The sequence below is a fragment of the Paenibacillus sp. OK060 genome (assembly GCF_900101205.1).
In the GTDB taxonomy this organism is placed as follows: Bacteria; Bacillota; Bacilli; order Paenibacillales; family Paenibacillaceae; genus Paenibacillus; species Paenibacillus marchantiae.
In genome coordinates this window covers 361,557-387,587 of sequence record NZ_FNFR01000001.1, presented here as the reverse complement: position 1 = coordinate 387,587, position 26,031 = coordinate 361,557, and the positions used below count along the sequence as shown (strand labels likewise).

Genomic DNA, 26,031 nt, shown 5'->3' with positions numbered 1-26,031 from the left:
GTTTCGAATCCTTTATTTCCCGGTATGACCGAATCCGCCTTCTCCACGTACAGTTTCCGACAGTTCAGCTACCTCTGTTAATTCAACTGCTGGAACCGTTTGAAAGACGATTTGGGCAATACGCTCCCCACGTACAATCGTGAATGGCTCCTGACCCAGATTGATCAGAAGGACCTTAACTTCCCCGCGATAATCGGCATCAATGGTGCCCGGTGTGTTCAGACACGTAATCCCATGTTTGAAAGCCAGACCGCTACGAGGGCGAACCTGTGCCTCCAATCCAGCTGGCATAGCCATCGCGAGTCCCGTAGGAATCAACGTACGCTGTCCCGGCTGTAATACAACCTCTTCTTGTAATGCCGCAACTACATCAAAGCCGGAAGCCAGCTCTGACATTTTTTGAGGCAACTTAATATCTTCATTGCCCGGTAACTTTTGAATTTGAACGTAATGCAACAAAATCATCCCTTCTTAATCCAGCGATCGTACGATCCGAAGCACCGACCATAGCGAGCGCAAATGGCTCGGCAAACATCAGGTCCAGCACAGCATCGACATCGTCCATCGTTACTTCTTCAATTTTGGCAATCATTTCGTCCAGCGTGTGGTGTCTGCCCAGCATCAGCTCGTTTTTGCCCAGACGGTTCATGCGGCTGCCCGTGCTTTCCAAACTGAGGATCAAACTGCCTTTCAGCTGTTCTTTTCCTTTGCGCAGCTCATCTTCTGACAATCCATTTACAGCCAGATCGTTCAGAACCTCTTTGGTCAGATCCAGAACTTCTTTCGTCTGTTTCGGCGCTGTACCTGCATAGATGGTGAAGAGTCCACTATCCGCATGGGAACTATGATACGAATAAACGGAATAAGCAAGGCCGCGTTTCTCCCGAATTTCCTGGAACAGTCTGGAGCTCATACCTCCGCCAATCGCATTATTCAGCACGACCATCGCGAACTGAAGCGGATCTCCGATCTTACATCCCGGGAACGAGATACAGATATGATTCTGTTCCGTTTTCTTTTTGTGAAAGAGTTGTCCGCTCTGGAATGCAGGCAGCGTGACTTGTTCAGATACACCATTGACATCAAAAGCACCAAAATGCTTTTCCATCAAATCGATCACACTGTCATCAATATTCCCTGCAATACTAATAACGGTATTCTCAATCGTATAGTGCTCCTTCATATATGCACGCAGATGGCTGGAGTCCATCGCCTTGAGACGCTCTTCAGTACCCAGAATTGGGTAAGCGAGCGGATGCTCACCATAGGCGGCCAAAGCCATAAGATCATGCACCATGTCATCCGGCGTATCCTCATACATCGATATTTCTTCCAGAATGACGTTTTTCTCCTTAAGCAGTTCACCATCATCCATTTTAGAGCGGAAGAACATATCGGATAACACATCGACAGCTATTGGCAGATGTTCATCCAATACTTTGGCGTAATAACAAGTGTATTCTTTCGAAGTGAACGCATTCACGTTACCACCAATGGCATCGAATTGCTCCGCAATCGCTTTGGCATCATAACGATCCGTTCCTTTGAACAGCATGTGCTCAATAAAGTGTGACACTCCGTTGCTTGCAGGCTGCTCATTGCGAGAACCTGTCTTGACCCATATTCCAAATGACACGGAACGACAGGTCGGAATCTGTTCCATGACAACTCTGAGGCCATTGCCCAGCTGAATTTTTTTCACGGTTGGCCCTCCTACATCTCTATAATTGCCTGGATTTCAACGCAAAATTGAAATCGACATTTGGTTCCAACTGTTTGATAGTAACAAAAAAACATCATTCACTCAACCGCTGATCCCTTCACGCGCTCGGATGACAACGTTTCGCTAACGGTTCCAAGCGTCAAACCCTTGGCCCGTATGGAATCAATCATTCCTTTTAAAGCTCCTGAAGAAGCAGCCGTGGGGTGCATCAGAATTAATGTACCGGCTTCTACGTTTTTGGCGATCTTGGCTACAACAGAAGCAGAACTTGGTTTGCGCCAATCCACCGTATCCAGTGTCCAAAGTACCGTTTGAAGTCCCATGCCGGAAGCAATGTCGACTGTTTGTTGATTAAAATCACCGGAAGGTGGAGCAAACCAGTGGTTCTCCACACCCAATTTTTCTTTGAGCAGGTCCTGGGTTTTACTGATTTCCAGCTTGGCTCGCTCCGTACTCAACCGACTCATATTCGGATGTGAGTATGCATGATTTGATAACTCATGTCCACGCTTTTGGATCTCTTTAGCCAGTTCTTCGTTTTTGCTCAACCAGCTTCCATCCAGAAAAAAAGTAGCTTTGACTTTTTCGGCGTCAAGCGTATCTAGTATCGGGATAATGAATTCATTGCCCCACGCTACATTAATCATGAAAGACACCATTGGTTTCTCGGCATTCCCCCGGTAAATCGGGTGTGCACCCAAATCTTTAAGCTGGATTTCAGGTACAGTCTGCCGATAGACATACGCTATCTTAGTATTCAGCGTCCCACCAAGTGCTTTGCGATACGTGGCTTCCACATCAATTTCTATTCCGTTATACCCGGGTATCGCTTTCCAGACCCGATCCACTCTGGCATTTACCGGAGCGATTTTCGTTTCGGCCGCTTTATCCCGGATCGCCGACAACAGCTGATCTTCTCCGGTTGCCTCTTTGAACATATCAAATGCATTTTGCGTGCCTGGCCCATCACGGATTTCCGTAATGTATGTACGTACACTGCCCACTTGTCCGACCAGTATGACAGCTGCCATACCTACCAGAACAGCCGCCAGCTTTTTGGATTGGTTTCTCACAGCTCCATCCTCCCGCCGTCTTTGTCCCCATCATATGAGGACAAGTGCAAGAATATGAATAAAACAAGCTGTTCATGTAAAGTATCTTCAAAGCTGGATTCAGAGGCCTTATGGGTAGACAAACGATTTCATAAAGGTATTTAAACGTTAAAAAAAGAGCCAGAAATTCACATTCTGTCTCTTCATTCAATCTATCTTTTCAAAAAAACGATGGCACGCAGCCTATGATTGAGCTGGAGCTTCGGCAGTCAATACGGCTTTGCGGGACAAGTTGATACGGCCTTGTGGGTCAATTTCCGTTACTTTTACCGTAATGGAATCACCAATGGCAACAACATCTTCCACTTTAGCGACACGCTCTGTGGACAATTGTGAGATGTGTACCAGACCTTCTTTGTTCGGCAGCACTTCAACAAATGCACCAAACTTCTCAACACGTTTTACTTTACCTACATAAATCTCGCCGACAAGTACTTCACGTACGATGCCTTCGATAATCGATTTGGCTTTATCATTCATCTCTTGGTTGGAAGAAGCGATAAAGACACGTCCATCTTGTTCAATATCAATTTTAACACCGGTTTCCTCGATGATTTTATTGATAATTTTACCACCTGCACCGATAACATCACGGATTTTGTCCGGATTGATATGCATGGTTGTAATTTTAGGTGCATATTGTGACAACTGCTCACGTGGAGTTTTCATCACTTCGGTCATTTTGCTCAAGATATGCATACGACCTTCTTTGGCTTGAGCCAATGCTTCGGACAAAATTTGACGATCAATACCATCAATTTTGATATCCATTTGAATAGCTGTCACACCATCAGGTGTTCCTGCTACTTTGAAGTCCATGTCACCAAGGTGATCTTCCATACCTTGAATATCACTCAGGATAGATACATGATCTCCGTCTTTGATCAGACCCATAGCTACACCCGCTACTGGAGCTTTGATTGGTACACCTGCATCCATCATAGCCAATGTGCTGGCACAGATACTTGCCTGGGAAGTTGAACCGTTGGATTCCAATACTTCGGATACCAGACGAATTGTATATGGGAAGTCTGTTTCGGAAGGAATTACTTTGGAAAGAGCACGTTCACCCAGAGCACCATGTCCGATTTCGCGACGGCCTGGAGCACGCAATGGACGAGCTTCACCTACGCTGAACGGCGGGAAGTTGTAGTGATGCATGAAACGTTTCGTTTCTTCAAGACTGATTCCGTCCAAAATTTGAACATCACCCAGTGCACCAAGTGTACAAATGCTGAGCGCCTGTGTTTGACCACGAGTGAACAGACCTGAACCGTGAGTACGTGGCAGCAGGGAAGTATCACATTCAATTGGACGGATCTCAGCGAGTCCACGTCCATCCGGACGAACTTTATCATGTGTGATAAGGCGGCGCACTTCTTCTTTGACGATATCGTGCAGCACTTCTTTCACATCTTTGAGCAGTTCTGGAGTCTCAATATACTTCTCTTCGAAGTGAGCAACGGTTTCGTCATTCACAAGATCGATTGCATCCTGACGCGCATGTTTTTCAGCAATTTTAACAGCTTCAACCAGACGAGCACTGGCGAACTCACGTACACTGCTGTTAACTTCAGCATTAACGGCATGCAATTTCACAGCCATTTTTTCTTTACCAGCCACTTGTACGAGTTGTTCGATGACTGCAACAATGTTCTTGATCTCGTCATGTCCGAACATGATTGCTTCCAGCATTACTTCTTCCGGAACTTCGTTCGCTTCCGCTTCAACCATCATGATGGCATCTTTGGTTCCTGCTACAACGAGTTCAATCTCACTTACCTCTAGCTGTGCAATCGTTGGGTTGATGATGAACTCACCATTAATACGTCCAACTTTTACACCACCAATCGGTCCGCTAAATGGGACATCCGAAATGCTCAGTGCAGCCGATGTACCGATCATGGCAGCAATTTGCGGTTCGCAGTCCTGATCCACACTCATAACGATATTCAGAACTTGTACATCATTACGGAAACCTTCCGGGAACAAAGGACGAATCGGACGGTCTGTCAAACGGCTCGAAAGAATCGCTTTCTCACTTGGTCTGCCTTCACGTTTAATAAATCCACCTGGGATTTTACCTACGGCATACAATCTTTCTTCATAGTTTACCGTTAATGGGAAAAAGTCCAGATCTTTAGGCTCACTTGATGCTGTCACGGTACACAATACAACGGTATCCCCGTACGTTACCTTAACGGCAGCATTAGCCTGCTTGGCCAAACGCCCTGTTTCAAGCGTAAGCGTTCTTCCACCAAGCTGCATTTCAACACGCTGTTCCATGAAATCCCTCCTTTTATTCGTTCCTAACACAATGGATTCTGCATTTTCACAGTATTTCCTGCTTGTCCTGCATTCATTAACTCCACAGCAACATGCTCACTTGCAAAACAAAAGCTCCTTGCGGAGCCATCAGCTACAAATATATGGCAACATGTTCATCTACAAAACAACCCGGCTGTAAGCTCCGCTTGTCCTTTTAGACAAAGGAATGACGGATAACAGCCAGGTTGATTTTGAAAACATGTACGATAATTAACGACGCAATCCGAGTTTTTCGATCAGTGCGCTGTAACGTTTAACATCTTTGTTTTTCACGTAAGCCAAAAGCTTACGACGTTGACCTACCATTTTCAAAAGTCCACGACGTGAGTGGTGGTCTTTCTTGTGTGTACGCAAGTGGTCTGTCAAACTTCTGATGTTTTCCGTAAGGATAGCAACTTGCACCTCAGGTGATCCAGTATCGGACTCATGAGTTTTGTGCTCGTCGATCAGTTGTTGTTTACGTTCTTGAGTCAATGCCATCCTATTCACCTCCTTCATTATAATCGCCATTAGCCTCGTCACCGCCGGTGAGAGCAAGTAACCAAGCCAAGGTTATGTGTTGTCTCAAACGACAACGTAGTACATTATATCATAGTTGCCCAGACAAAGTAAATGTAAACATGTATTTTGTCCTGAGCCTTACGATAATAGGCGGGCGGCGGTTAATGCATCTTCACGAATCTGACTGATCAAAGCATCAATCGAGTCAAATTTTCGCTCTGCACGAATGTAGTGAACGAGATCAACCTTTAATTCCTGGTCATATATCTGCCCATCAAAATCAAGCAAGTGCACCTCAAACGTAGGTTTCATCCCGTTTTCGTGAAAGGTAGGTTTCACACCAAGGTTCATGACGCCACGCAGTTCTTGCTCCCCATACTGCACACGAACAGCGTAAACACCTTTCGCTGGCGTAACATAATGATCCGTAAGTTCAAGGTTAGCGGTAGGGAAACCAATGGTCCGCCCACGCTTCTCTCCATGAATTACGATTCCCCTGATGCTGTAAGGTCGTCCGAGCCATTGACTGGCTTCGTCCATTTCTCCACGCTTCAACAGGCCACGAATGAGAGAACTGCTTACCTTCTCGCCATTTAACAGGAATGGAGGCACAGTCTCCACCGTCATTTCGCCTTCTCCCAATGTGCGAAGAAGCTGCTCATCCCCTGCTCCCTTGTGACCGAAGCGGAAGTCAAAACCAACTACCGCTGTTCGAGTCTGAAGCGGAAGCAGCAGATCATGTGCGAATTGCTGCGGCGTCAACCTTGAGAACTCCTCATTGAATTCGACCACGTAGAGCACGTCTACACCCATCCCTGCCAGGATGTCTTCTTTATCTCTCAAGGGAGTTAGATAACCCTCGTAATCCCCTTTGCGCATAACTTCCTTCGGATGAGGATGAAAGGTCATCACCGCTGCCTGCATGCCCGTTTCGCGTGCAATGCGGACAGCTGACAAAATGACACTTGCATGTCCGAGATGCAGCCCGTCAAATTGACCGATCGCGAGCACTTGGGGATGTGTGCCCTGAACAGCCGATTGTAACGTCTGCGGATAGGTTAGCATTACGGTTTTCACAATCATTCACCTGCATTTCACTTGATAGGCCAGGCTTGAGTACCACCACTCAAACCAGGAACCTCTTTATTCCGGCAAAAAGACTTTAACAGCTCTCACCGTTGCTTTCAATTCATCCCGCTCAAATATCCCCAGAAACGTCCCATCCTGATCATATAACCGCAGTAGACCAGGTTGTTCTGCAGGCGGTTCGAGCAAACGCGCCGATAATTTCTGGCCCTGAAGTGCTCCCTTGGTCTGATCCGCACCCACCGTATGAGCCGGAATGGAAGAGATGGCTTCATCAACTGGAATCAACACCTCGGCTAACGTTCCATCGATCATGCGTTGTTCCACTTCTTCAAAATGAAGGCAATGATCAGCAGAAATCCCAGCCGATATCGTACGCTCCAGGTGTAGCATGGTGGACGGATATCCCAATTTTTTGCCGATATCCACGCATAACGTTCGAATGTATGTCCCTTTGGAACATAAAGCACGGAACGATATATCCGTAGTGTCGCCTTGATTCTCAATTCCTGTCAATTCCAGCTCATAGATCGTAACTTCCCGACTCTTGCGCTCTACCGTTTTTCCTTCACGAGCTAACTCGTAAAGACGTTTCCCATCCACTTTGACTGCAGAATACATAGGTGGAACCTGTGAGATGGTGCCCAGGAATTGCTCCAGCACCTGCTCAACCTGCTCCTGTGTCACCTTAACAGCCGTCTCCGACCGCTCAATAACTTCACCTGTCATATCCTCCGTGTCAGTAGACAGACCCAGTCGTAGCGTTGCCAGGTATTCCTTGGGAAGCTCCTGCATGTACTCCACCACACGTGTTGCACGTCCTAGGCAAAGCGGTAGTACGCCAGTAACTTGCGGGTCCAAAGTGCCTGTATGACCAATACGTTTCATTTTGAGAATGCGACGCATTTTGGCCACAACATCATGAGAAGTAAATCCCGCTGGTTTATACACCGGAAGTACACCTTCAAATGGTTTTACCATTGAGCATTCACCTGCTTCAGCACTAGTTCCACGATATCTTTCAACTTGCCCTCTACGCGACATCCAGCTGCGAGTACATGTCCGCCTCCACCAAAGTTCTGTGCAAGCGAGGCAACATCAACTTTACCAGCTGACCGGAGAGATACTTTCACCGCATTATCATTGATTACTTTAAAAAAGATGCCCACTTCCACACCTTGAATGTTACGTGGGTAATTGACTACCCCTTCAAGATCTTCATTAGCTGCACCACAAGCAATCATGTCTTCAGGTGTAATGACCACCCAGGCAATCTTGCCATCGTCAGTCATTTGCAGGCTTGAGAGTGCCTGGTTCAATATACGGACTTGTGGGAGCGTAACCTGCTCAAGCAAAATCTGTGCAAGATAAGGTCCATCCACACCATGTTCAAGCAATTTGGATGCAGTGGTCATCACATTAGGACTCGTATTCGCATAGCGGAATCCACCTGTATCTGTTAGCAATCCTGTATAGACTGCTGTAGCCACATCTTTATTCCACTTCACTGGGAAAAGATTGAGGAAATCAAACAGAATTTCAGCCGTTGCTGCTGCGTCTGGCTTAATGATGTTTACTGTTCCATACGCGTCATTGGTCGGATGATGATCAATATTTAAAATGACAGCATCTTCTTCGAAATAATGACGAGTCAGGCCTACCCTGGAAAAGTCTGCACAATCCACACAGATAATCGCCTTATATTTCCGCGCCGGTGGTTGTTCGGTCATGTTCACGATCTTGCCAGCTTCCCACAGAAAATTCATGCGTTGTGGAATTTCACCTTCATTAATCATCGTGAATGTCTTGCCCAGACATGACAGCAGCCAGCCCACCGTTACCGTCGAGCTGACTGCGTCACCGTCCGGCTGTACATGCGACACGACCAGGTAATCATCATGCTCCAGCAGAAATTGCTTTCCGTCCTGAAGCGCCTGTTCATAAGTGTGCATTGCCGTCTCCTTTATTCTGTTACTGGGATTCGTTCTTGTCGGTACCGATATCACCAAGCAGCTTCTCAATTCGGCTGCCATATGCAATAGATTCGTCAATCTTGAATATCAACTCGGGAACATGTCGAAAACGGATACGCTTGCCCAGTTCTGAACGCAAAAATCCATTTGCTTTTGCCAGCGCTTTAAGCGAATTATCCTTTTGTTCCTGTTCACCGAAGACACTCAGATAAACTTTGGCTTGCGACAAGTCGCCTGTCACTTCGACTCCCGTTACGGTAATAAAGCCGATACGAGGATCTTTCAGTTCAGACTGGATAAGCAGACTTAATTCTTTCTTGATCTGCTCGCCCACTCTACCTGTACGAATCTTAGCCATTGTTGTTCACCTCATGCTTCCTTGCTTATCGTTGTACTGTCTCCATAATGAAGGCTTCGATAACGTCGCCTTCTTTGAGATCATTGTATTTATCCAGCGTGATACCGCACTCGTAACCTTGGGCTACTTCTTTGGCATCATCTTTATAACGTTTCAGGGAATCCAGCTTGCCTTCGTAAAGGACGATGCCATCACGAATCAGACGTGCTTCCGCGGAACGCGTAATTTTACCGGAGGTAACCATACATCCAGCAATGGTACCGACTTTACTAATGGAGAACGTGCTACGAACTTCAGCATGACCGATTACTTTTTCTTTGTAAATCGGATCAAGCATACCTTTCATCGCTTGTTCAATTTCTTCGATAACGCTGTAGATAACGCGATGCAGACGAATGTCTACTTGCTCTTGATCTGCAGTCGCTTTCGCCTGATTATCAGGACGAACGTTGAAACCAATCACGATGGCATTGGATGCTGCAGCCAAAATGATGTCAGACTCTGTGATTGCACCAGCGCCGCTATGAATGATTTTCACGCGTACACCTTCAACTTCGATCTTCGCAAGGGAACCTTTCAATGCTTCAACCGAACCTTGTACGTCACCTTTGATGATTACGTTCAGATCTTTGATTTCACCGTCTTTGATGTGTTGGAACAGATCATCCAATGTCACACGTGTATTTGTACCCAAATCGGATTCACGTTGTGTAATGGCACGTTTGTCGGCGATAGAACGCGCTTTACGCTCATCTTCAAACACCATAAACGGATCTCCCGCACCTGGAACTTCAGTCAGACCAGTAATTTCTACAGGTGTTGAAGGTCCAGCTTCTTTTAAACGGCGACCTTTGTCATTTACCATCGCACGTACGCGACCGAAGCAGTTACCTGCAACAAAAGCATCTCCGACTTTCAGTGTACCGTGCTGTACGAGAATACGGGCAACTGGGCCACGTCCTTTATCCAGCTCGGCTTCGATCACTGTACCACGGGCACGTTTGTCCGGGTTTGCTTTGTACTCATTCACTTCTGCAACGAGCAGGATCATTTCAAGCAGACCTTCTAGACCGATTCTTTGTTTCGCCGAAACGTTAACAAAGATGGTGTCGCCGCCCCACTCTTCCGGAACGAGTTCATAGTTGGTCAATTCTTGTTTTACTTTATCCGCATCTGCACCCGGCTTGTCAATTTTGTTGACAGCTACGATAATTGGCAGCCCAGCAGCTTTGGCATGGTTAATCGCCTCAACGGTTTGTGGCATAACACCATCATCTGCAGCTACAACAATAATTGTAATATCCGTAACCTGTGCTCCACGTGCACGCATAGCAGTAAACGCTTCGTGACCTGGTGTATCTAGGAACGTAATTTTTTTGTTGTTAATTTCAACTTGATAAGCACCGATATGCTGCGTGATACCGCCTGCTTCTCCGCCCGTTACATTCGTTGAACGAATCGCATCAAGCAATGTTGTTTTACCATGGTCAACGTGACCCATGATCGTAACTACCGGAGGACGAGACTGCAAATCAGCAGGATCATCATTCTCTTCAAGTGTTTCGAAGCGGTCATCTTCAAGGACAATTTTCACTTCAACCTCAACACCGAACTCTCCAGCAAGCAGCAGGATTGTTTCGATATCAAGCTCTTGGTTAATCGTTGCCATTACACCCATCGCAATGAGTTTTTTGATAACTTCGGAAGCATCTTTATGGAGCAACTTCGCTGTTTCACCAACAGTCATGTCACCACGTACGATGATTTTCTTAGGTGTGTTATCAATTTTCTCACGTTGTTGGTACTGTTGTTGATTTCTGTTGCGATTGTTCTTACCGCCACGATTACCGCGGAAGTTGCCGCCACGGTTATCGTCATAACGACGTCCACCGCCACCGCTGTTCGAACGGTTGCCGCTATTATTGTTGCTGTTGCCGGAATTACCTTGGCCGCCTCTGCGTTGGCCTTGTCCTGAGCTCTGTCCTTGGCCACCAGTACGGTTGCCGCCAGTGCCAGTGTTGCCACTGCTAGTCGGTCCTGCGCTTCTTGTTTGACCGCCACCGCTATTCGATGGACGTTGACCTGTACTTTGCGGACGGGATGCTGTACTGCTTTGTCCACCTTGAGCTGGTCTTGGACGATTACTTGATTGTCCTCCTTGGCTTGAGCCTTGGGAAGAGTTCGTTCTGTTGCGGCTGTCTTGGCCGCTAGGTCTTTGGGAGCCATTGTTATTGTTGGAATTTGGTCTATTGTTCATACCTACCTGCTTTTCCTGTTGTATTTTTGTTTGTACGGGACTACCGGATGGGTTACTGCTATTCGGCGTGTTCACTCCGCCGGCCGGCTTGTTGCTGTCCACTGTTTTGTCACTGCGCACTGACGAAGTAGAAACGGATTTTGCTTCGTTACTTTGTTTGGAAGCGGCAGTGGATTTTATATCTTTAAAAAATTGTTCCACCTTACCGACTGAACCATTCTCCATGACACTCATATGATTGTTTACGGGAATATCCAGCTTTTTAAGAATGGTTATAATTTCTTTACTACTCATATTGAGGGACTTCGCATATTCATAAACTCGCAATTTATCCTTGTTTTCCTGTTTACTCAATATACTCCACCTCCGACATTATACCGACTTGCTTGGAGATCATTTTTGCAAACCCTCGATCCGTTACTGCAAGAACAACCCGCGTTTCTTTACCGATACTTGAACCCAGACTATCCCGGTCAAATCCGATCACCAGTGGAACTTTATATGTCCCGCATTTGTCGCGAAATTTCTTTTGTGTATTGGCCGAGGCGTCACCCGCAACAATAACCATTTTAGCTTCGGAAGAACGGATCGCTTTAAGTACAATTTCTTCACCTGTCACAAGTTTGCCTGCACGCATGGAGAGTCCCAGATAAGACAATGTTTTATTATTCATCATGTTCACGCTCCTGTGCTGCTATGAATTCGTCCTCTACCGCAACGAAATCAGCTGCCAATTGCTCATAAATTTCCGGTGAGACTTTGCCCTTTAGCGCCCGATCCAAAGACCGGTTTTTGAGTGCAAGCTTAAAACAGGACTCTTTGCCGCATAAATAAGCACCACGTCCGGACTTTTTGCCAGTCAAATCGATCAGCACTTCATCCTCTGGCGTTTTAACGATACGGATCAGCTGCTTTTTGGGCATCATTTCCTGACACGCCACACATTTGCGCAGCGGTACTTTTTTAGTTTTCATACGTTAGCGCCCCCCCGTGCTTTACTTTAGTCGACGGAGACGGAATCTTGGTGCATTTCCGAAGAAGAATCTTTCTCTCTGCCGAATTCCTGTTCCGCCTGGCTCTCGCTCTTAATGTCGATTTTCCAGCCGGTCAGTTTGGCTGCCAATCGGGCATTTTGGCCTTTAATCCCAATGGCGAGGGACAGCTGATAGTCAGGAACAATAACCCGAGCCATCTTTTCTTCCTCGAATACTTGAACTTCCAATACTTTGGAAGGACTAAGTGCATTAGCCACATATTCGTCTACCTGATCGGAGAAACGAACGATGTCAATTTTTTCACCGCGCAGCTCACCCACAATGGTCTGCACGCGGATTCCCTTAGGACCTACACATGATCCAACCGGATCAACTTCCTCATTGCGGGAATGAACAGCAATCTTGGAGCGGAAGCCCGCTTCACGTGCGACGGAGCGAATCTCAACCACACCATCGAAAATTTCAGGTACTTCCAGTTCAAAGAGACGTTTCAACAAGCCCGGATGTGTACGGGACAAAATGATTTGCGGCCCTTTGGTCGTATTCTCGACCTTGGTGATGTAAGCTTTAATACGGTCACCATGAACAAACTTCTCGTTCGGCATCAATTCGGTCAGCGGCAATGCCGCTTCGATTTTGCCCAGATCGATGTAGATATTGCGCAAATCCTGACGCTGCACCACTCCCGTAACGATATCTTCTTCCTTATCAACGAAAGCGTTGTAGATCAGGCCGCGTTCGGCTTCACGAATCCGCTGGGTCACTACCTGTTTGGCAGTTTGTGCGGCGATACGTCCGAAATCACGCGGCGTAACTTCAATCTCCGCAATATCTTCCAGCTGGAAGTGTGGGTTGATCTCGCGTGCAGCAGGCAATGAAATTTCGGTACGTGAATCCAGGACTTCTTCCACGATCAATTTGCGGGCATACACCCGGATAACACCCGTATTGCGGTTCATGTCAACACGCACATTCTGGGCGGTGTTGAAATTACGCTTGTAGCTGGAGATGAGTGCTGCCTCGATCGCTTCAAACAGCACGTCCTTGCTGATCCCTTTTTCCCGCTCCAATTCATTCATTGCTTCAATAAAATCCATACTCATGAATGTTGATCCCCCTTTCAAACATGGCATCTCATACGTAAAACGGCGAAAGGCTCTAGACTCATGAGCACCTTGCCGTTATCGTGAGATGTGTCTTTTTTCATTAATAAGTGAACAAGGCACTTAAAACAGAATGGCCAGGCGCGCACTCGCAACCTTGTCATAAAGAATGGCATGCTGTTTCTTGCCTGCTTCGATCACAAGTTCCCCGTCATCAAAGGAAAGCAGCTTGCCTTCAAATTCCTTTATTCCATTTACCGGCTCGTAGGTTGTAACAAATACATTTTTACCTACGGATTTGGCAACGTCCTCTGGTTTTTTCAGTGGACGCTCCGCACCGGGAGAAGACACTTCAAGGAAATAGATGGTCGGAATCGGATCGTTCTCATCCAGCTTGGCGCTTAGCTTTTCGCTGATCAAGACACAATCATCGATGTCGATGCCACCCTCTTTGTCGACATACACCCGTAAAAACCAGTTGCTGCCTTCTTTGACGTATTCGATGTCAACCAGCTCGAAGCCTTGTTCGTTCAAGTAGGGTTGGATCATTTCTTCCACGGTAGATTTAATGTTCGTTGTGCTCAAAACCGATAACCTCCAACTTAGGTTACACCAGCAAATAATGACTGGCAATTTCTTCATTACCCAAGATTCTTGTATACCAAAGACTAAAGAGTGGGTTTCCCCACTCTTTAGAAATTCGTACTATCTCGTTCACTTCAAAAATTATAACATAGTCTGGTAATAGTGACAAGTAAGCGATCACTCAGCCATTTTAACTACTAATGAAGAAAAATTTACGTAATCACATCAAAGACCATAAATGGGTACTCAAAATGTCATTTTAGAACAAGGATAATTGATTGCTTTCCGGCAAACCGCGGAAGCATCCCATGCTCGTCAGCAATTCAACAATTGTTTTACTTGCTTTGGACTTCTGCTGGAAATCTTCAATCGAAAGGAATTCTCCATGCTCTCTTGCCGCAGCGATATTGCGTGCAGCATTATCCCCGATTCCTCCCAGGGCCGAAAACGGAGGAATAAGTGAATTTCCGTCAACAATAAACTTCGTCGCTTCCGAACGATACAGATCAATCGGCTTGAGCGAGAATCCACGTGCTGCCATTTCCAAAGCCATCTCAAGGACAGGCAGCATATTTTTTTCTTTTGGCGGTGCCTGGAAACCTAATTGTTCAATCTCTACGATCTTCCGATAGATAGGCTCATAGCCCTGACATACCAGTTCAATATCAAACTCATCCGCACGAACTGTGAAGTATGTCGCGTAGTATTCAATTGGGTGATACAGCTTAAAGAAAGCTGTACGTACTGCAGAGATAACGTAAGCGGCTGCGTGGGCCTTTGGAAACATGTACTGGATTTTAAGACAGGAATCAATGTACCATTGCGGCACTTTGCAATTTTTCATCTCATCAATCCATTCTTGCGGCAAACCACGTCCCTTACGCACACTCTCCGTAATTTTAAAGGCAAGACTGGCGTCCATGCCTGCTTTATAGATCAGGAACAACATGATATCATCCCGGCAACCAATCACCGTTTTGATGTTACAAGTTCCATTTTTAATTAGATCTTGTGCGTTACCAAGCCATACCCCCGTACCATGAGACAATCCAGAGATCTGGAGTAGATCGGCAAAAGACGAAGGCTGGGATTCGATAAGCATCTGACGTACAAACTTCGTCCCCATCTCTGGTACACCAAAAGTGGCAACTGGTGAACGAATCTGCTCTGGCGTAACGCCGAGTGCCTCGGTAGAGTTGAACATGCTCATAACCTTAGGATCATTCATCGGAATGGTCGTTGGATCGATACCTGTCAAATCCTGCAGCATCCGCATCATGGTTGGATCATCGTGCCCCAGAATATCGAGTTTTAGTAAATTCTCTTCAAAGGCGTGATAGTCAAAGTGTGTTGTTTTCCACTCCGCATTAACGTCATCCGCCGGGAATTGTACAGGCGTTACATCTTCCACTTCAATATAATCCGGTACAACAACAATACCACCGGGATGCTGTCCTGTACTACGTTTAACCCCGGTACAACCGGAGGCCAAACGGTTAAGTTCTGCTCCGCGCCATTTCTTATGATGTTCTTCCTCATATTTCTTGGCAAAACCAAATGCTGTTTTCTCAGCTACCGTACCAATTGTGCCCGCACGGAACACACTCTTTTCGCTGAAAAGCACCTTCGTATAGTTGTGGGCATGCGGTTGATAATCACCCGAGAAGTTCAAGTCAATATCGGGAACCTTGTCCCCTTTAAAGCCAAGGAAAGTCTCAAACGGAATATCCTGCCCTTCGCCTTTTAACCGGCCTCCACAATCAGGGCATTCTTTCTCAGGAAGGTCAAATCCACTCGGCACACTGCCGTCGAGGAACCACTCACTGTGCTTACACTCCGGATTCACACAAATATAGTGTGCTGGCAACGGATTAACCTCGGAAATGCCTAGGAAAGTAGCAACTACAGACGAACCAACCGATCCCCGGGAGCCGACTAGGTAGCCGTCCTGATTCGATTTTTTAACCAAACGTTCTGAGATCAGATAGTTGGCAGAAAAACCGTATTTGATGATTGGATTCAATTCTTTCTCCAGTCGTGCCACAATGACTTCCGGTAGTTCCTCACCATAAATCGACTTGGCAGTATTATAGCAGGTATTACGGATTTCATCGTCCGCACCTTCCAGAATCGGGGTGAACAGCTTGTCCGGGAACAACTTGATTTCCTCGAACCGATCCGCCAATTCAACCGTATTCGTAACAACGACTTCGTAGGCTTTATCTTGGCCCAGGTACTGGAACTCTTCCAGCATTTCATCCGTCGTTCTTAGGTGAGCATCGGGTTTACGTTGATCTTTGAGTGGGCTGAACCCTGTAATTCCGTGAATGGTGATATCCCGATATAGCTTATCGCGCGGCTCCAGATAATGCACGTTACCTGTGGCTATTACCGGTTTCCCCAATTTTTGACCAATGTCAACAACTTTACGAACAGCGAGCTTCAATTCCTCTGGTGTAGCCACCAGCCCTTTGTCCACCAAATGCATATACATTGTCAGAGGCTGGATTTCCAGAATGTCATAGAAATGCGCTATCTCTTCCGCCTCTTCAAGCGATTTGTTTAGCACAGCCTCGAAAAACTCACCTTTTTCACAACCGGATAAAATAATGAGACCTTCACGCAAATTGATCAGCTTCGACTTTGGAATACAAGGCACCCGTTTGAAATGCTCCGTATGGGAAAGTGATACCAGTTTATAAAGATTCTTTTTACCAACATCATTCAAAGCATAGATGCCGCAATGGAATGGACGCGTGTTAGAGAGATCAACTCCGACATAATCGTTAAGCCGATCAAGCATGGTCAGGCCTTTCATCTGGGCGGCATCATTAACCAATCCATTCAGTATACCTGCGAGCGCAATCGTATCATCAATCGCCCGGTGATGACTTTCCAGTGCTACTTTATATTTATCCGCCAGCGTATTCAGACGGTGGTTCTTCATTTTTGGATATAACAACCGTGCCAATTCCAACGTATCGAGGACAGGGTTCAGAAGCTCAGGCATACCAAGCTGTTTCAGCGAAGCCTGAATAAAGCCCATATCGAATCGCGCATTATGCGCAACCAATACGCCATCTCCGGCAAACTTCACAAAATCACGGATAACCGGTTCTAGCTCAGGTGCATCCTTCACCATTTCATCGTTAATGTTAGTCAACTGCTGAATGTTATATGGGATGCGCTCATGCGGATTTACAAACGTAGCAAAGCGGTCAATTTCTTTACCGTCCTCTACCTTCACAGCCGCAATTTCGATAATCTTGTTCTGGGTTACAGACAGACCTGTGGTCTCAATATCAAAGACGATATATGTCGCTGATTTGAGTTCCAATGGCTGTGGTGCCAGTACAACAGCAACTGAATCATTCACCACATTGGCCTCAAGGCCGTAGATCATTTTAATTCCGTTTTTCTTGGCCGCTTTGGATGCCTCCGGATACACCTGCACACCGCCATGATCACTTACGGCGATAGCCTTGTGTCCCCATTCCGCTGCAGTCTTTACGTATTTGTCGATCGAAGTTACGGCATCCATTGTACTCATTGTGGAGTGCAAATGGAACTCAACCCGTTTCTCTGCTGCATTATCCTTACGGGATGGTGGTGCCTTTACTTCTACCAAGTCTGAAGGAATCATGGCAAGTTCCGGAATTTGCATAAACCGGTCGTATTCTACACGGCCACGCACTTTCACCCATTTTCCATTGGCTAGTAGGCTCAGGATTTTGACATCCTCTTTTGTTTTGGCAAACATCTTCATTTGCATGGAATCTGTGAAATCCGTCAGATAAAAAGTAAACAAGGTATTCCCGTTCCGCAATTCCTTGCGATCCAGACCGAAGACCGTTCCCTGCAACGTAACCTTTTTCTCTTCATCTTGAATTTCCTGCATAGGTACAGGTGGTTCCTTGATCTCATATCCCATCTGTAAGCGAACATCGCCCTGTTCTTCCTCTTCAGGCATTTCGGAGTCCACTTCACTCATCATCTGTTCGATAACTTGAAGCTCTTCTTCCCGCTTCTTGAGTTGGAATTGTTCCATTGCCTCTTTGTTGCTTTCAACCTCACCAACCAGCAATTTGACCCGCAAGGGAAGTTGAAAATACTTATCGTAAAAAGTAGTTATAGCCTGATCGATCTGCTTCTTCTTCGCGAGCTCCATCGACATGGCATCACTCATAGTCAATTGCAGCAGATCCGCTTCACATTCGAACTTGGTACGATTCATCCAACCATTAACAGATGGAATCTCCCGTGTAACCCACTCAAGAAACAAGTTCCAATACTCACTGACAATATCACTAATCTCGACCTGCTCACTATATTTGAAACCAAACGTAATCTTGGAAATATGATTCATTTTCTCCTGGATGTGCAGGCAAAATGTTCGATAGATTGGAGCAGGAACCAAGGTATCCTTTGCAATCACAATAGTCCAGTCGCGGTTGCTACGGCTTGTCTCCACCCGTTCAATCCATCCATCCAAAAAGTAGGGCTCTATTAGGCCAGCTGGAAGCTCCGTCTGTTTCATCAACAACTCAAATCGTTTTCTCTTCTCCTCGAATCCACTCATCGTGTTCCTCCTTGTACCCCCTTAAAACAGGAAAAGCTTCTGTATTCAAAAATGTCCCCGATCCGAACCCGCACCGACTCATTTTATCCGACAGAAGCTCTCCATTCCTTACTCTTACGGTGAATAAGTGCCGTTAGTCAGGTTATCCTGACTTAATACGCTCTTGCAAACACTACCGTGTGTTTCGCTTGTTCACCACAAGCCAAGCACGTATGCTTTTCTTCCCCAGGCTGGAACGGAATGTTCCGGCTTGTTGCACCTGTTACTTCTCTTACTTTATCTTCGCAAGCTTCTGAACCGCACCAGCCAGCCAGTGTGAACCCGCGTTTGTTCTGCATCAGTTCCTTCATCTCATCAAGCGTATCTACAGAGTAGAAGTTGTCCGACATAAACGTGCGAGCACGTTGCAGCATATCGGCTTGCACTTGAGTCAGCATAGTCTGGATTTCTTCCACCAGATTTGCTTGTTCAACGACTTTCTTCTCTCCCGTAATCCGGGAAACGAGAACACACACACCGTTCTCCATATCACGCGGGCCAATTTCGAGACGAATCGGAACACCACGCATCTCATATTCGTTGAATTTCCAGCCTGGACGAACATCACTGCGATCATCCATTTTCACACGAATTCCCGCTTGTTTCAGTTCAGCGAACAACTCGTCCGCACGGCCTACAACGGCATCACGTGTTTTTGGCGGTCCAATTGGAATCATGACCACTTGTGTTGGTGCAACTTTAGGAGGAAGAACCAGACCACGGTCATCCCCGTGAACCATGATTAACGCACCGATCAGACGTGTGCTTGTTCCCCATGAAGTGGTGTGAGCCAGTTCCAACACATTGTTGCGGCTAAGATACTGGATCTCAAATGCTTTTGCAAAATTCGTACCCATATAATGAGAAGTTCCGGCTTGTACCGCACGTCCATCCTTCATCATCGCTTCGATGGAGAAGGTGTCTACAGCACCTGCAAATTTCTCGGATTTTGTTTTCTGACCTGTAATGACGGGAATCGCCAGATATTCTTCCACAACTTCGCGGTAGATTTCAAGCATTTTCATCGTCTCTTCACGTGCTTCTTCTTCTGTCTCATGCGCCGTATGGCCCTCTTGCCACAAGAACTCGGTTGTGCGAAGGAAAGGCAGTGTTCTCTTCTCCCAGCGAACCACGTTCGCCCATTGGTTGATCAGCACCGGCAAGTCACGATACGACTTAATCCACTTGGAGTACATGTGACCAATGATGGTTTCCGAGGTTGGGCGGATCGCCAGACGCTCTTCCAGCTTTTCTCCGCCGGCTTCCGTTACCCAAGGCAATTCGGGATTGAAGCCTTCAACATGTTCTTTTTCTTTTTGGAAAAAGCTCTCGGGAATGAACATAGGGAAGTAGGCATTACGATGACCCGTTTCACGGAAACGACGGTCCATCTCATCCTTGATATGCTCCCAGATTTCGAAACCGTCTGGTTTGAAAACAATACAACCGCGTACGGGTGAATAGTCCATGAGATCAGCTTTTTTAATAACATCAATGTACCAGCGTGAGAAATCCTCGCCCTGAGGTGTAATTTCAGTCACGAACTGTTTATCATTTTCCTTTGACATAAGACTCCAGCGTCCTCCCATAACGACTATCTCTGAATAGTCAGAGCGTAGTCAAACCATAATTATCCGTTAATTAATCGTAATATATCATTGTATGTTACTGCTAGCATCAGTACAAACAACATCGCGAAGCCGACAAAATGAACCATGCCTTCCCGGTTGGGGTCAACAGGTCTGCCTCGCAGACCTTCAATTCCGAGGAATACAAGACGGCTTCCGTCTAGCGCAGGAATCGGCAACAGGTTGAAAATACCGAGGTACAGACTCAGAATAGCTGCCCATCTCGTCAACTGTTCAATACCCTGCTTCGCAATTTGGCCTGTTACTTCAAAAGTACGCACAGGACCACCAATATCATCCATGTTAAACTGATTGATCAAATGTTTGAAGCCTTCAAAGATTACTCTGGTTGTATCGACCATCGCTATCCCTGACACTTTAAAGGTTTCTACAAATCCAACAGATCGGGTTGGCAGTGTTGGCACAATTCCGACCTTACCGCCTTCTTGACCTTCTACTGCACGAGGTGTGATCGTTATATTAAACGTTTCATTCCCCCGACGCAGTGTCCATTCCATCGGTTTGTCTTTGGAATCGGCAATCATCGTCACCATTTTTTGCGAATCCGTACCAATAGCAGTACCATTGATCGTCTCAATGATATCTCCCTTTTGCAAATTCGCCTGGTAGGCAGCTCCACCTTCAAGCACTTCACCAATTTCCAGATTTTTCGGATTTTCAACTGGAACCCCAGCCATTTGTGCATAGACTGCAAATAAAACAAATGCCAGGATGAAATTCATGAGTGGTCCGGCAAAAATCGCCATTGCCCGCTGACCCACCGTTTTACTGCCAAATTGGCGATCTTTCGGTGCAATCTGGGTTTGTTTTCCACGACTAACCAACATCGCTTGCGGATGTATCCGGTACTGCTGAATTTCACCATCCACATCGAGTTGCAATTTCAATGCATTCTCCATATCAATAGAGATCACTTCACCACGAATTACATTTTTGCGATTATCCAATTGATCGAGGTAGATCATTTTGACTTGGTCATCAGCCGACCTTACTGCAATGGTCTGACCTTCTTGAATTTCTACCAGTTCCGGGTCTTCCCCAGCCATACGTGCATATCCGCCAAAAGGCAGCAAACGCAGTGTGAACTGGGTCTCGTTTCTTTTATATGAGAACAATTTGGGACCAAAACCGATCGCAAATTCCCGTACAAGAATACCGGCGCGTTTGGCAAAATAATAATGTCCCCATTCATGAACCGTCACGATGACAAAGAACATGAGCACCGTTAGAAATACCACTTGTATGGTTTCCAATCCCTATCCATCCTCCTTCACGGCACGAACCGCAGTCTGTCCCTTTAGATTATCATTATTCTCTGATGCCGCACAAGAGAATCACTTCTTCCATTTTATCTTGAAAAAAGAGATTACAGACTGAACGCAAGTTGACGGCTCTCCTGATCACTTCTTGCGATTTCCTCCAGATCAGGCTCGTCCACATTGCGGTGTGCTTCCAGCACAGAAGCAATAATATCCTCTATTTTAAGGAACGAAATCTCTTTACGCAAGAAACGCGCTACGGCAACCTCGTTGGCTGCATTAAACGCCGTTGTTGCGGTTCCCCCCATTTTACCACACTCGTATGCCATTCTTAAACAAGGGAACCGTTCCATATCCATCTCACGGAAATGCAGCTTGCCCACTTGCGTTAGGGAGAGACGTTGTGAAGGCGATGGTAAGCGGTCTGGATAGGTCAGTGCATACTGAATGGGAACGCGCATGTCCGGATTGCCAAGCTGCGCAATAATGCTCGTATCATTAAACTCCACGTAGGAATGAATGATGCTCTCCGGGTGAAGCAATACATCAATCTGATCATAACTTAGTCCAAAAAGCCAATGCGCTTCAATAACTTCCAGACCTTTATTCACCATCGTTGCAGAGTCTATCGTGATCTTCGATCCCATGGACCAATTCGGATGTTTGAGTGCATCTTCTACAGTAACTTCCTTTAGCTGTTCACGAGTCAAATCACGGAATGATCCTCCAGAGGCCGTAAGTGTAATTCCCATCACACGTTCACGAGGTTCACCATTCAAGCATTGGAAGATAGCCGAGTGCTCACTATCCACAGGCAGAATCGGTACCCCTTTCGCAGCCGCTCTGGCAGTAACAATATGTCCTGCTGTAATTAGCGTCTCTTTGTTAGCCAGTCCGATCTGTTTGCCTGCATCAATAGCAGCCAGGGTCGACTCAAGCCCAACACTCCCCATTACAGCAGTAACAACGGTATCTGCATCCGTTCCGGCAGCAACTTCAACCAGTCCTTCTTTGCCATAAAAAAGCTGTGTTTCGACAGGTAAGTGCGGTGCCACGGTCTCTGCTAACTCTTTTGAGCCAACTGATACCTTTTTGGGTCGATAACGCTTTGCTTGCTCAATCAGCACCTCTATATTGCTCCCAGCAGCCAGTCCCTCTACTTGAAAGCGTTCGGGATGCATATCGACTACATCCAGTGTCTGAGTTCCAATGGAACCGGTTGACCCGAGAATCGCAATTTTTTTCATGCTGCACCTCATCTTTATTTATCCAATGCCTATGACGAATAGTTCGTCATATGGCTTGTGCTCATTTTTAATAGGGCAGAAGCATTAGTATATGTACGAATGGAAAAACGACAATCCAGCTGTCGCATCGATCCAGAATACCGCCATGCCCCGGGAGCAAAGTGCCGGAATCTTTGATGTTATACACACGTTTGTAAGCAGATTGAATCAGATCTCCCATTTGTCCTACAACCGCGCATGCAATTCCAATCCATACCGCTCTTTGCCAAGACAACAAGCCGTCTGACACCAATGCAAAAACAACAGAAGTGACTACCGCGATCACAACACCACCCAGTGCACCTTCCACCGTTTTGTTAGGACTGATCGACGGCCAAAGTTTGTTCTTCCCGATAAGTTTCCCTACAAAATATGCACCTGCATCACTTGCCCATATGGAGCCCAGAAGCAGAAACGTCCAGAACAACCCATGATGCAAATGTCTCGATTCCGCGATGTAATAAAAACCGATCCCAATATACATTACTCCAAGAAAGAGCATGGCAACAGTGTTTACAGGAATCTTGTTTTTAGTTACCACAGAGGCCGTCATTAATACAAGCATCACAAGCCATCCGATCTGGAATAACGTTAGTGGTCTGGCTTCCCAAACCATTTCCCAAGGAAACACAATCGCAAAGATACCTGCATAACCGATTAGGGCTACACCTGAAAAAGGCTGTACCCCGGTCATTTTTACAAATTCATAATAACCGATGAGAGCCATAAGCAGTACCAAGCCATGGTACCAGGGTCCGCCCAGCATGCAAAAACCCAAAAACAATACACCTGCTATGATTCCTGTCGTTAATCGCTGTTTCAACGGCTTCATCCTCCATCTATTTCAAACCGCCGTAACGCCTTGTTCTGCGCTGATATTCGGCTACTGCTTCAAGCAAATGCTTTTTGCCAAATTCGGGCCAGTATATATCCGTAAACCATAATTCGCTATATGCAAGCTGCCAAAGCATGAAATTGCTTAATCTCAACTCTCCGCTCGTCCGGATCAGCAAATCCGGATCAGGCATATCTCCAGTGAGCATATGTCTGTCAATGAGTTCAGGCGTAATGTCGTCTGCCGATAGTTCCCCCGACTTTACCTGCAGAGCGATCTGTTTGACACAGTCCGTCATTTCGCGACGACTTCCGTAGTTCATTGCAAAATTCAAAACAAGCCCTGTGTTATGTTCCGTAAGACGAATAGCTTCACGCAAAGCATTAATAGTATGGGAAGGCAAGTGCTCCTCCTGGCCCATCATGCGGATCCGTACATTTTTTTCTATAAGCTCATCCAGCTCTATCGCCAAAAATTCTTGCGGAAGCCGCATCAGAAAATCCACTTCTTCTTTTGGACGCGTCCAGTTTTCTGTCGAAAAAGCGTACATCGTCAGATATTTGATGCCCAGTTCATCCGCCGCGATGGTCGCACGTTTGACCGCCTTCATCCCATTCTGGTGGCCAGCTATTCGTGGGAGACCCAAACGTTTCGCCCATCGTCCATTGCCGTCCATAATGATGGCGACGTGCTGCGGGATATTATCCTCGGATATAGTCAGCGTTTCCTGCTTGTCAGCCCCATTCCACCACGACCGAACCCGTTTGATCATTCCTGTTCCTCCAAAATCCCTGAAGTTTCTTCATCTGAAGCTTGGAAAAAGAGACAAAACCCCACCGTATTGGAGGGGCTGCGCTTGTCTTACACTTCCATGATTTCTTTTTCTTTGGCAGCGAGTACCTTATCGACTTCAGCAATAAACTTGTCGGTCGATTTTTGGATATCGTCCTGATGTCTCCGGGATTCATCCTCGGAAATGTCTGACTTCTCCATTTTCTTAATGTCATCATTCGCATCACGGCGAATGTTACGAATCGCTACTTTACCTTCTTCACCGAACTTCTTCGTCAGCTTCACAAGTTCCGCTCTGCGTTCTTCCGTCAATGCCGGAATAGACAAACGGATCATGCTACCATCATTGGCTGGAGTAAGACCCAGATCCGATTTCATGATGGCACGCTCGATATCACCCATGGAAGATTTGTCCCAAGGTTGAATCATCAGTGTACGGGAATCCGGAGTACTGATATTAGCGAGTTGATTCAATGGCGTCATAGCCCCATAATACTCTACCTGAACTCGGTCCAGAAGAGCTGGAGTTGCACGGCCTGCACGCAAAGTAGCCAGGTCACGACGCAATGCTTGAATTGCTTTTTCCATACGCTCTTCGGCATGTTGTTTAACCGCTTGTGGCATTAATCTACACTCCCTTTAACGATTGTTCCGATACGTTCACCCAGAACAACACGCTTGATGTTACCTTGTTCCGTAATGGCAAATACGATCAACGGGATGTTGTTGTCCTTACAAAGCGAGGATGCCGTCGAATCCATTACACCAAGGTCTTTGTTAAGAATATCCATGTAAGTCAACTGATCAAATTTCACAGCTGTACTGTCCTTAAACGGATCTGCTGAGTATACACCATCGACTTTATTTTTGGCCATCAAGATAACTTCTGCTTCAATCTCCGCTGCGCGCAGTGCTGCTGTTGTATCCGTGGAAAAGAACGGGTTACCTGTACCTGCTGCAAAAATAACAACCCGGCCTTTCTCCAGATGACGAATAGCTCTACGACGAATATAAGGCTCTGCAATTTGTTGCATGGCAATCGATGTCTGTACGCGTGTAGGCACTTCAATCTGTTCCAGTGCATCTTGCAGGGCGAGCGAGTTCATAACCGTCGCCAGCATCCCCATATAATCGGCAGTTGCTCTATCGATGCCGTTTTCGCTACCGGCAATTCCGCGCCAGATGTTTCCGCCGCCGCATACGATAGCAACCTGTACACCTAGTTCAACTACTTCTTTTACTTGCTGGGCAATCGACGAGATCGTCTCTGCATCAATACCGTAGCCATTTTGACCGGAAAGAGACTCTCCGCTGACCTTTAAGACAACACGTTTAAATACTGGCTGTTCCAATTATTCACCCTCCACTTTGAATTGAACACCCTCGATGTTCAACCAACAAAACTCCTCGCGCATGGCCTCCTGCTTAAAAAGAAAGGAACACAGTTGTGTTCCGCTCTTTTAGGAAAAACGTTTAACCGGTAAGGCACTGTTTTCCTGAGATATAAGGGAGTTTACGCTTCGAAGTTTCATCATTCTTATATCTTCGAAAATCAATCCTGCTTGCCGGTT

The 26,031-nt window shown here is 46.3% G+C and carries 22 protein-coding genes; all 22 read right to left on the bottom strand.

Going from position 1 to position 26,031, the window contains the following annotated elements:
- Positions 1–12: 12 nt before the first annotated feature.
- On the bottom strand, positions 13–459 hold the full coding sequence (dut, locus tag BLS14_RS01700; protein ID WP_170867769.1) for a dUTP diphosphatase: 447 nt from the start codon (positions 457–459) through the stop codon (positions 13–15).
- On the bottom strand, positions 419–1,702 hold the full coding sequence (locus BLS14_RS01695; protein ID WP_072732415.1) for a M16 family metallopeptidase: 1,284 nt from the start codon (positions 1,700–1,702) through the stop codon (positions 419–421). Before BLS14_RS01695 ends, dut begins: the two co-directional genes overlap by 41 nt.
- Positions 1,703–1,800: 98 nt before the next feature.
- Positions 1,801–2,796: a polysaccharide deacetylase family protein gene (locus BLS14_RS01690; RefSeq protein WP_072732414.1), complete on the bottom strand. Its 996-nt coding sequence runs from the start codon at positions 2,794–2,796 to the stop codon at positions 1,801–1,803.
- A 222-nt stretch (positions 2,797–3,018) separates the two neighbouring features.
- Complete coding sequence (gene pnp, locus BLS14_RS01685) at positions 3,019–5,121, bottom strand: polyribonucleotide nucleotidyltransferase (protein ID WP_063566373.1); 2,103 nt, start codon at positions 5,119–5,121, stop codon at positions 3,019–3,021.
- A 252-nt stretch (positions 5,122–5,373) separates the two neighbouring features.
- Positions 5,374–5,643, bottom strand: coding sequence for a 30S ribosomal protein S15 (gene rpsO, locus BLS14_RS01680; RefSeq protein ID WP_056700672.1), 270 nt, complete (start codon positions 5,641–5,643; stop codon positions 5,374–5,376).
- 159 nt (positions 5,644–5,802) lie between these two features.
- Positions 5,803–6,741, bottom strand: coding sequence for a bifunctional riboflavin kinase/FAD synthetase (locus tag BLS14_RS01675; RefSeq protein ID WP_063566432.1), 939 nt, complete (start codon positions 6,739–6,741; stop codon positions 5,803–5,805).
- 66 nt (positions 6,742–6,807) lie between these two features.
- Positions 6,808–7,731 (bottom strand): tRNA pseudouridine(55) synthase TruB, encoded by a 924-nt coding sequence (gene truB, locus BLS14_RS01670; protein ID WP_063566374.1) that lies wholly within the window; start codon positions 7,729–7,731, stop codon positions 6,808–6,810.
- Positions 7,725–8,702 carry a DHH family phosphoesterase gene (locus tag BLS14_RS01665; protein ID WP_064639046.1) on the bottom strand — a complete coding sequence of 326 codons (978 nt, stop codon included), beginning with the start codon at positions 8,700–8,702 and terminating at the stop codon, positions 7,725–7,727. Before BLS14_RS01665 ends, truB begins: the two co-directional genes overlap by 7 nt.
- Positions 8,703–8,721: 19 nt before the next feature.
- Positions 8,722–9,081 (bottom strand): 30S ribosome-binding factor RbfA, encoded by a 360-nt coding sequence (gene rbfA, locus BLS14_RS01660; protein WP_063566376.1) that lies wholly within the window; start codon positions 9,079–9,081, stop codon positions 8,722–8,724.
- Between the two features lie 25 nt (positions 9,082–9,106).
- Entirely contained in the window at positions 9,107–11,692 is a 2,586-nt protein-coding gene (infB, locus tag BLS14_RS01655; RefSeq protein WP_090949125.1) for a translation initiation factor IF-2, read from the bottom strand.
- Positions 11,685–12,014: a YlxQ family RNA-binding protein gene (locus BLS14_RS01650; RefSeq protein ID WP_029880929.1), complete on the bottom strand. Its 330-nt coding sequence runs from the start codon at positions 12,012–12,014 to the stop codon at positions 11,685–11,687. The genes infB and BLS14_RS01650 overlap by 8 nt, the downstream gene beginning before the upstream one ends.
- Positions 12,004–12,312 (bottom strand): RNase P modulator RnpM, encoded by a 309-nt coding sequence (gene rnpM, locus BLS14_RS01645; protein ID WP_053783828.1) that lies wholly within the window; start codon positions 12,310–12,312, stop codon positions 12,004–12,006. The genes BLS14_RS01650 and rnpM overlap by 11 nt, the downstream gene beginning before the upstream one ends.
- Before the next feature lie 26 nt (positions 12,313–12,338).
- Positions 12,339–13,436: a transcription termination factor NusA gene (gene nusA / locus BLS14_RS01640; protein ID WP_063566378.1), complete on the bottom strand. Its 1,098-nt coding sequence runs from the start codon at positions 13,434–13,436 to the stop codon at positions 12,339–12,341.
- Positions 13,437–13,559: 123 nt separating this feature from the next.
- A complete protein-coding gene (gene rimP, locus BLS14_RS01635) occupies positions 13,560–14,021 on the bottom strand; it encodes a ribosome maturation factor RimP (RefSeq protein WP_062326086.1) in 462 nt (153 codons plus the stop codon).
- A gap of 259 nt (positions 14,022–14,280) precedes the next feature.
- A complete protein-coding gene (locus tag BLS14_RS01630) occupies positions 14,281–18,600 on the bottom strand; it encodes a PolC-type DNA polymerase III (RefSeq protein WP_090949122.1) in 4,320 nt (1,439 codons plus the stop codon).
- A 152-nt stretch (positions 18,601–18,752) separates the two neighbouring features.
- Positions 18,753–20,207, bottom strand: coding sequence for a proline--tRNA ligase (gene proS / locus BLS14_RS01625; protein ID WP_090949120.1), 1,455 nt, complete (start codon positions 20,205–20,207; stop codon positions 18,753–18,755).
- Between the two features lie 62 nt (positions 20,208–20,269).
- Entirely contained in the window at positions 20,270–21,541 is a 1,272-nt protein-coding gene (gene rseP / locus BLS14_RS01620) for an RIP metalloprotease RseP (protein ID WP_063566381.1), read from the bottom strand.
- Positions 21,542–21,654: 113 nt separating this feature from the next.
- Entirely contained in the window at positions 21,655–22,794 is a 1,140-nt protein-coding gene (locus BLS14_RS01615; RefSeq protein ID WP_090949118.1) for a 1-deoxy-D-xylulose-5-phosphate reductoisomerase, read from the bottom strand.
- A gap of 67 nt (positions 22,795–22,861) precedes the next feature.
- Positions 22,862–23,656 (bottom strand): phosphatidate cytidylyltransferase, encoded by a 795-nt coding sequence (locus BLS14_RS01610; RefSeq protein WP_063566383.1) that lies wholly within the window; start codon positions 23,654–23,656, stop codon positions 22,862–22,864.
- A 16-nt stretch (positions 23,657–23,672) separates the two neighbouring features.
- On the bottom strand, positions 23,673–24,440 hold the full coding sequence (locus BLS14_RS01605; protein WP_063566384.1) for an isoprenyl transferase: 768 nt from the start codon (positions 24,438–24,440) through the stop codon (positions 23,673–23,675).
- Between the two features lie 89 nt (positions 24,441–24,529).
- Entirely contained in the window at positions 24,530–25,084 is a 555-nt protein-coding gene (frr, locus tag BLS14_RS01600; RefSeq protein WP_063566385.1) for a ribosome recycling factor, read from the bottom strand.
- Entirely contained in the window at positions 25,084–25,812 is a 729-nt protein-coding gene (pyrH, locus tag BLS14_RS01595; RefSeq protein ID WP_024630245.1) for a UMP kinase, read from the bottom strand. The genes frr and pyrH overlap by 1 nt, the downstream gene beginning before the upstream one ends.
- Between the last annotated feature and the right edge of the window lie 219 nt (positions 25,813–26,031).

Bases quoted from the DNA above. Each gene is read 5' to 3' on its own strand.
- frr (WP_063566385.1), bottom strand. From the start codon at position 25,084: ATGCCACAAGCGGTTAAACAACATGCCGAAGAGCGTATGGAAAAAGCA.
- BLS14_RS01665 (WP_064639046.1), bottom strand. From the start codon at position 8,702: ATGCACACTTATGAACAGGCGCTTCAGGACGGAAAGCAATTTCTGCTG.
- rnpM (WP_053783828.1), bottom strand. From the start codon at position 12,312: ATGAAAACTAAAAAAGTACCGCTGCGCAAATGTGTGGCGTGTCAGGAA.
- proS (WP_090949120.1), bottom strand. From the start codon at position 20,207: ATGTCAAAGGAAAATGATAAACAGTTCGTGACTGAAATTACACCTCAG.
- rpsO (WP_056700672.1), bottom strand. From the start codon at position 5,643: ATGGCATTGACTCAAGAACGTAAACAACAACTGATCGACGAGCACAAA.
- BLS14_RS01605 (WP_063566384.1), bottom strand. From the start codon at position 24,440: ATGATCAAACGGGTTCGGTCGTGGTGGAATGGGGCTGACAAGCAGGAA.
- nusA (WP_063566378.1), bottom strand. From the start codon at position 13,436: ATGAGTATGGATTTTATTGAAGCAATGAATGAATTGGAGCGGGAAAAA.
- truB (WP_063566374.1), bottom strand. From the start codon at position 7,731: ATGGTAAAACCATTTGAAGGTGTACTTCCGGTGTATAAACCAGCGGGA.
- BLS14_RS01650 (WP_029880929.1), bottom strand. From the start codon at position 12,014: ATGATGAATAATAAAACATTGTCTTATCTGGGACTCTCCATGCGTGCA.
- rbfA (WP_063566376.1), bottom strand. From the start codon at position 9,081: ATGGCTAAGATTCGTACAGGTAGAGTGGGCGAGCAGATCAAGAAAGAA.
- BLS14_RS01630 (WP_090949122.1), bottom strand. From the start codon at position 18,600: ATGAGTGGATTCGAGGAGAAGAGAAAACGATTTGAGTTGTTGATGAAA.
- BLS14_RS01615 (WP_090949118.1), bottom strand. From the start codon at position 22,794: ATGAAAAAAATTGCGATTCTCGGGTCAACCGGTTCCATTGGAACTCAG.
- pnp (WP_063566373.1), bottom strand. From the start codon at position 5,121: ATGGAACAGCGTGTTGAAATGCAGCTTGGTGGAAGAACGCTTACGCTT.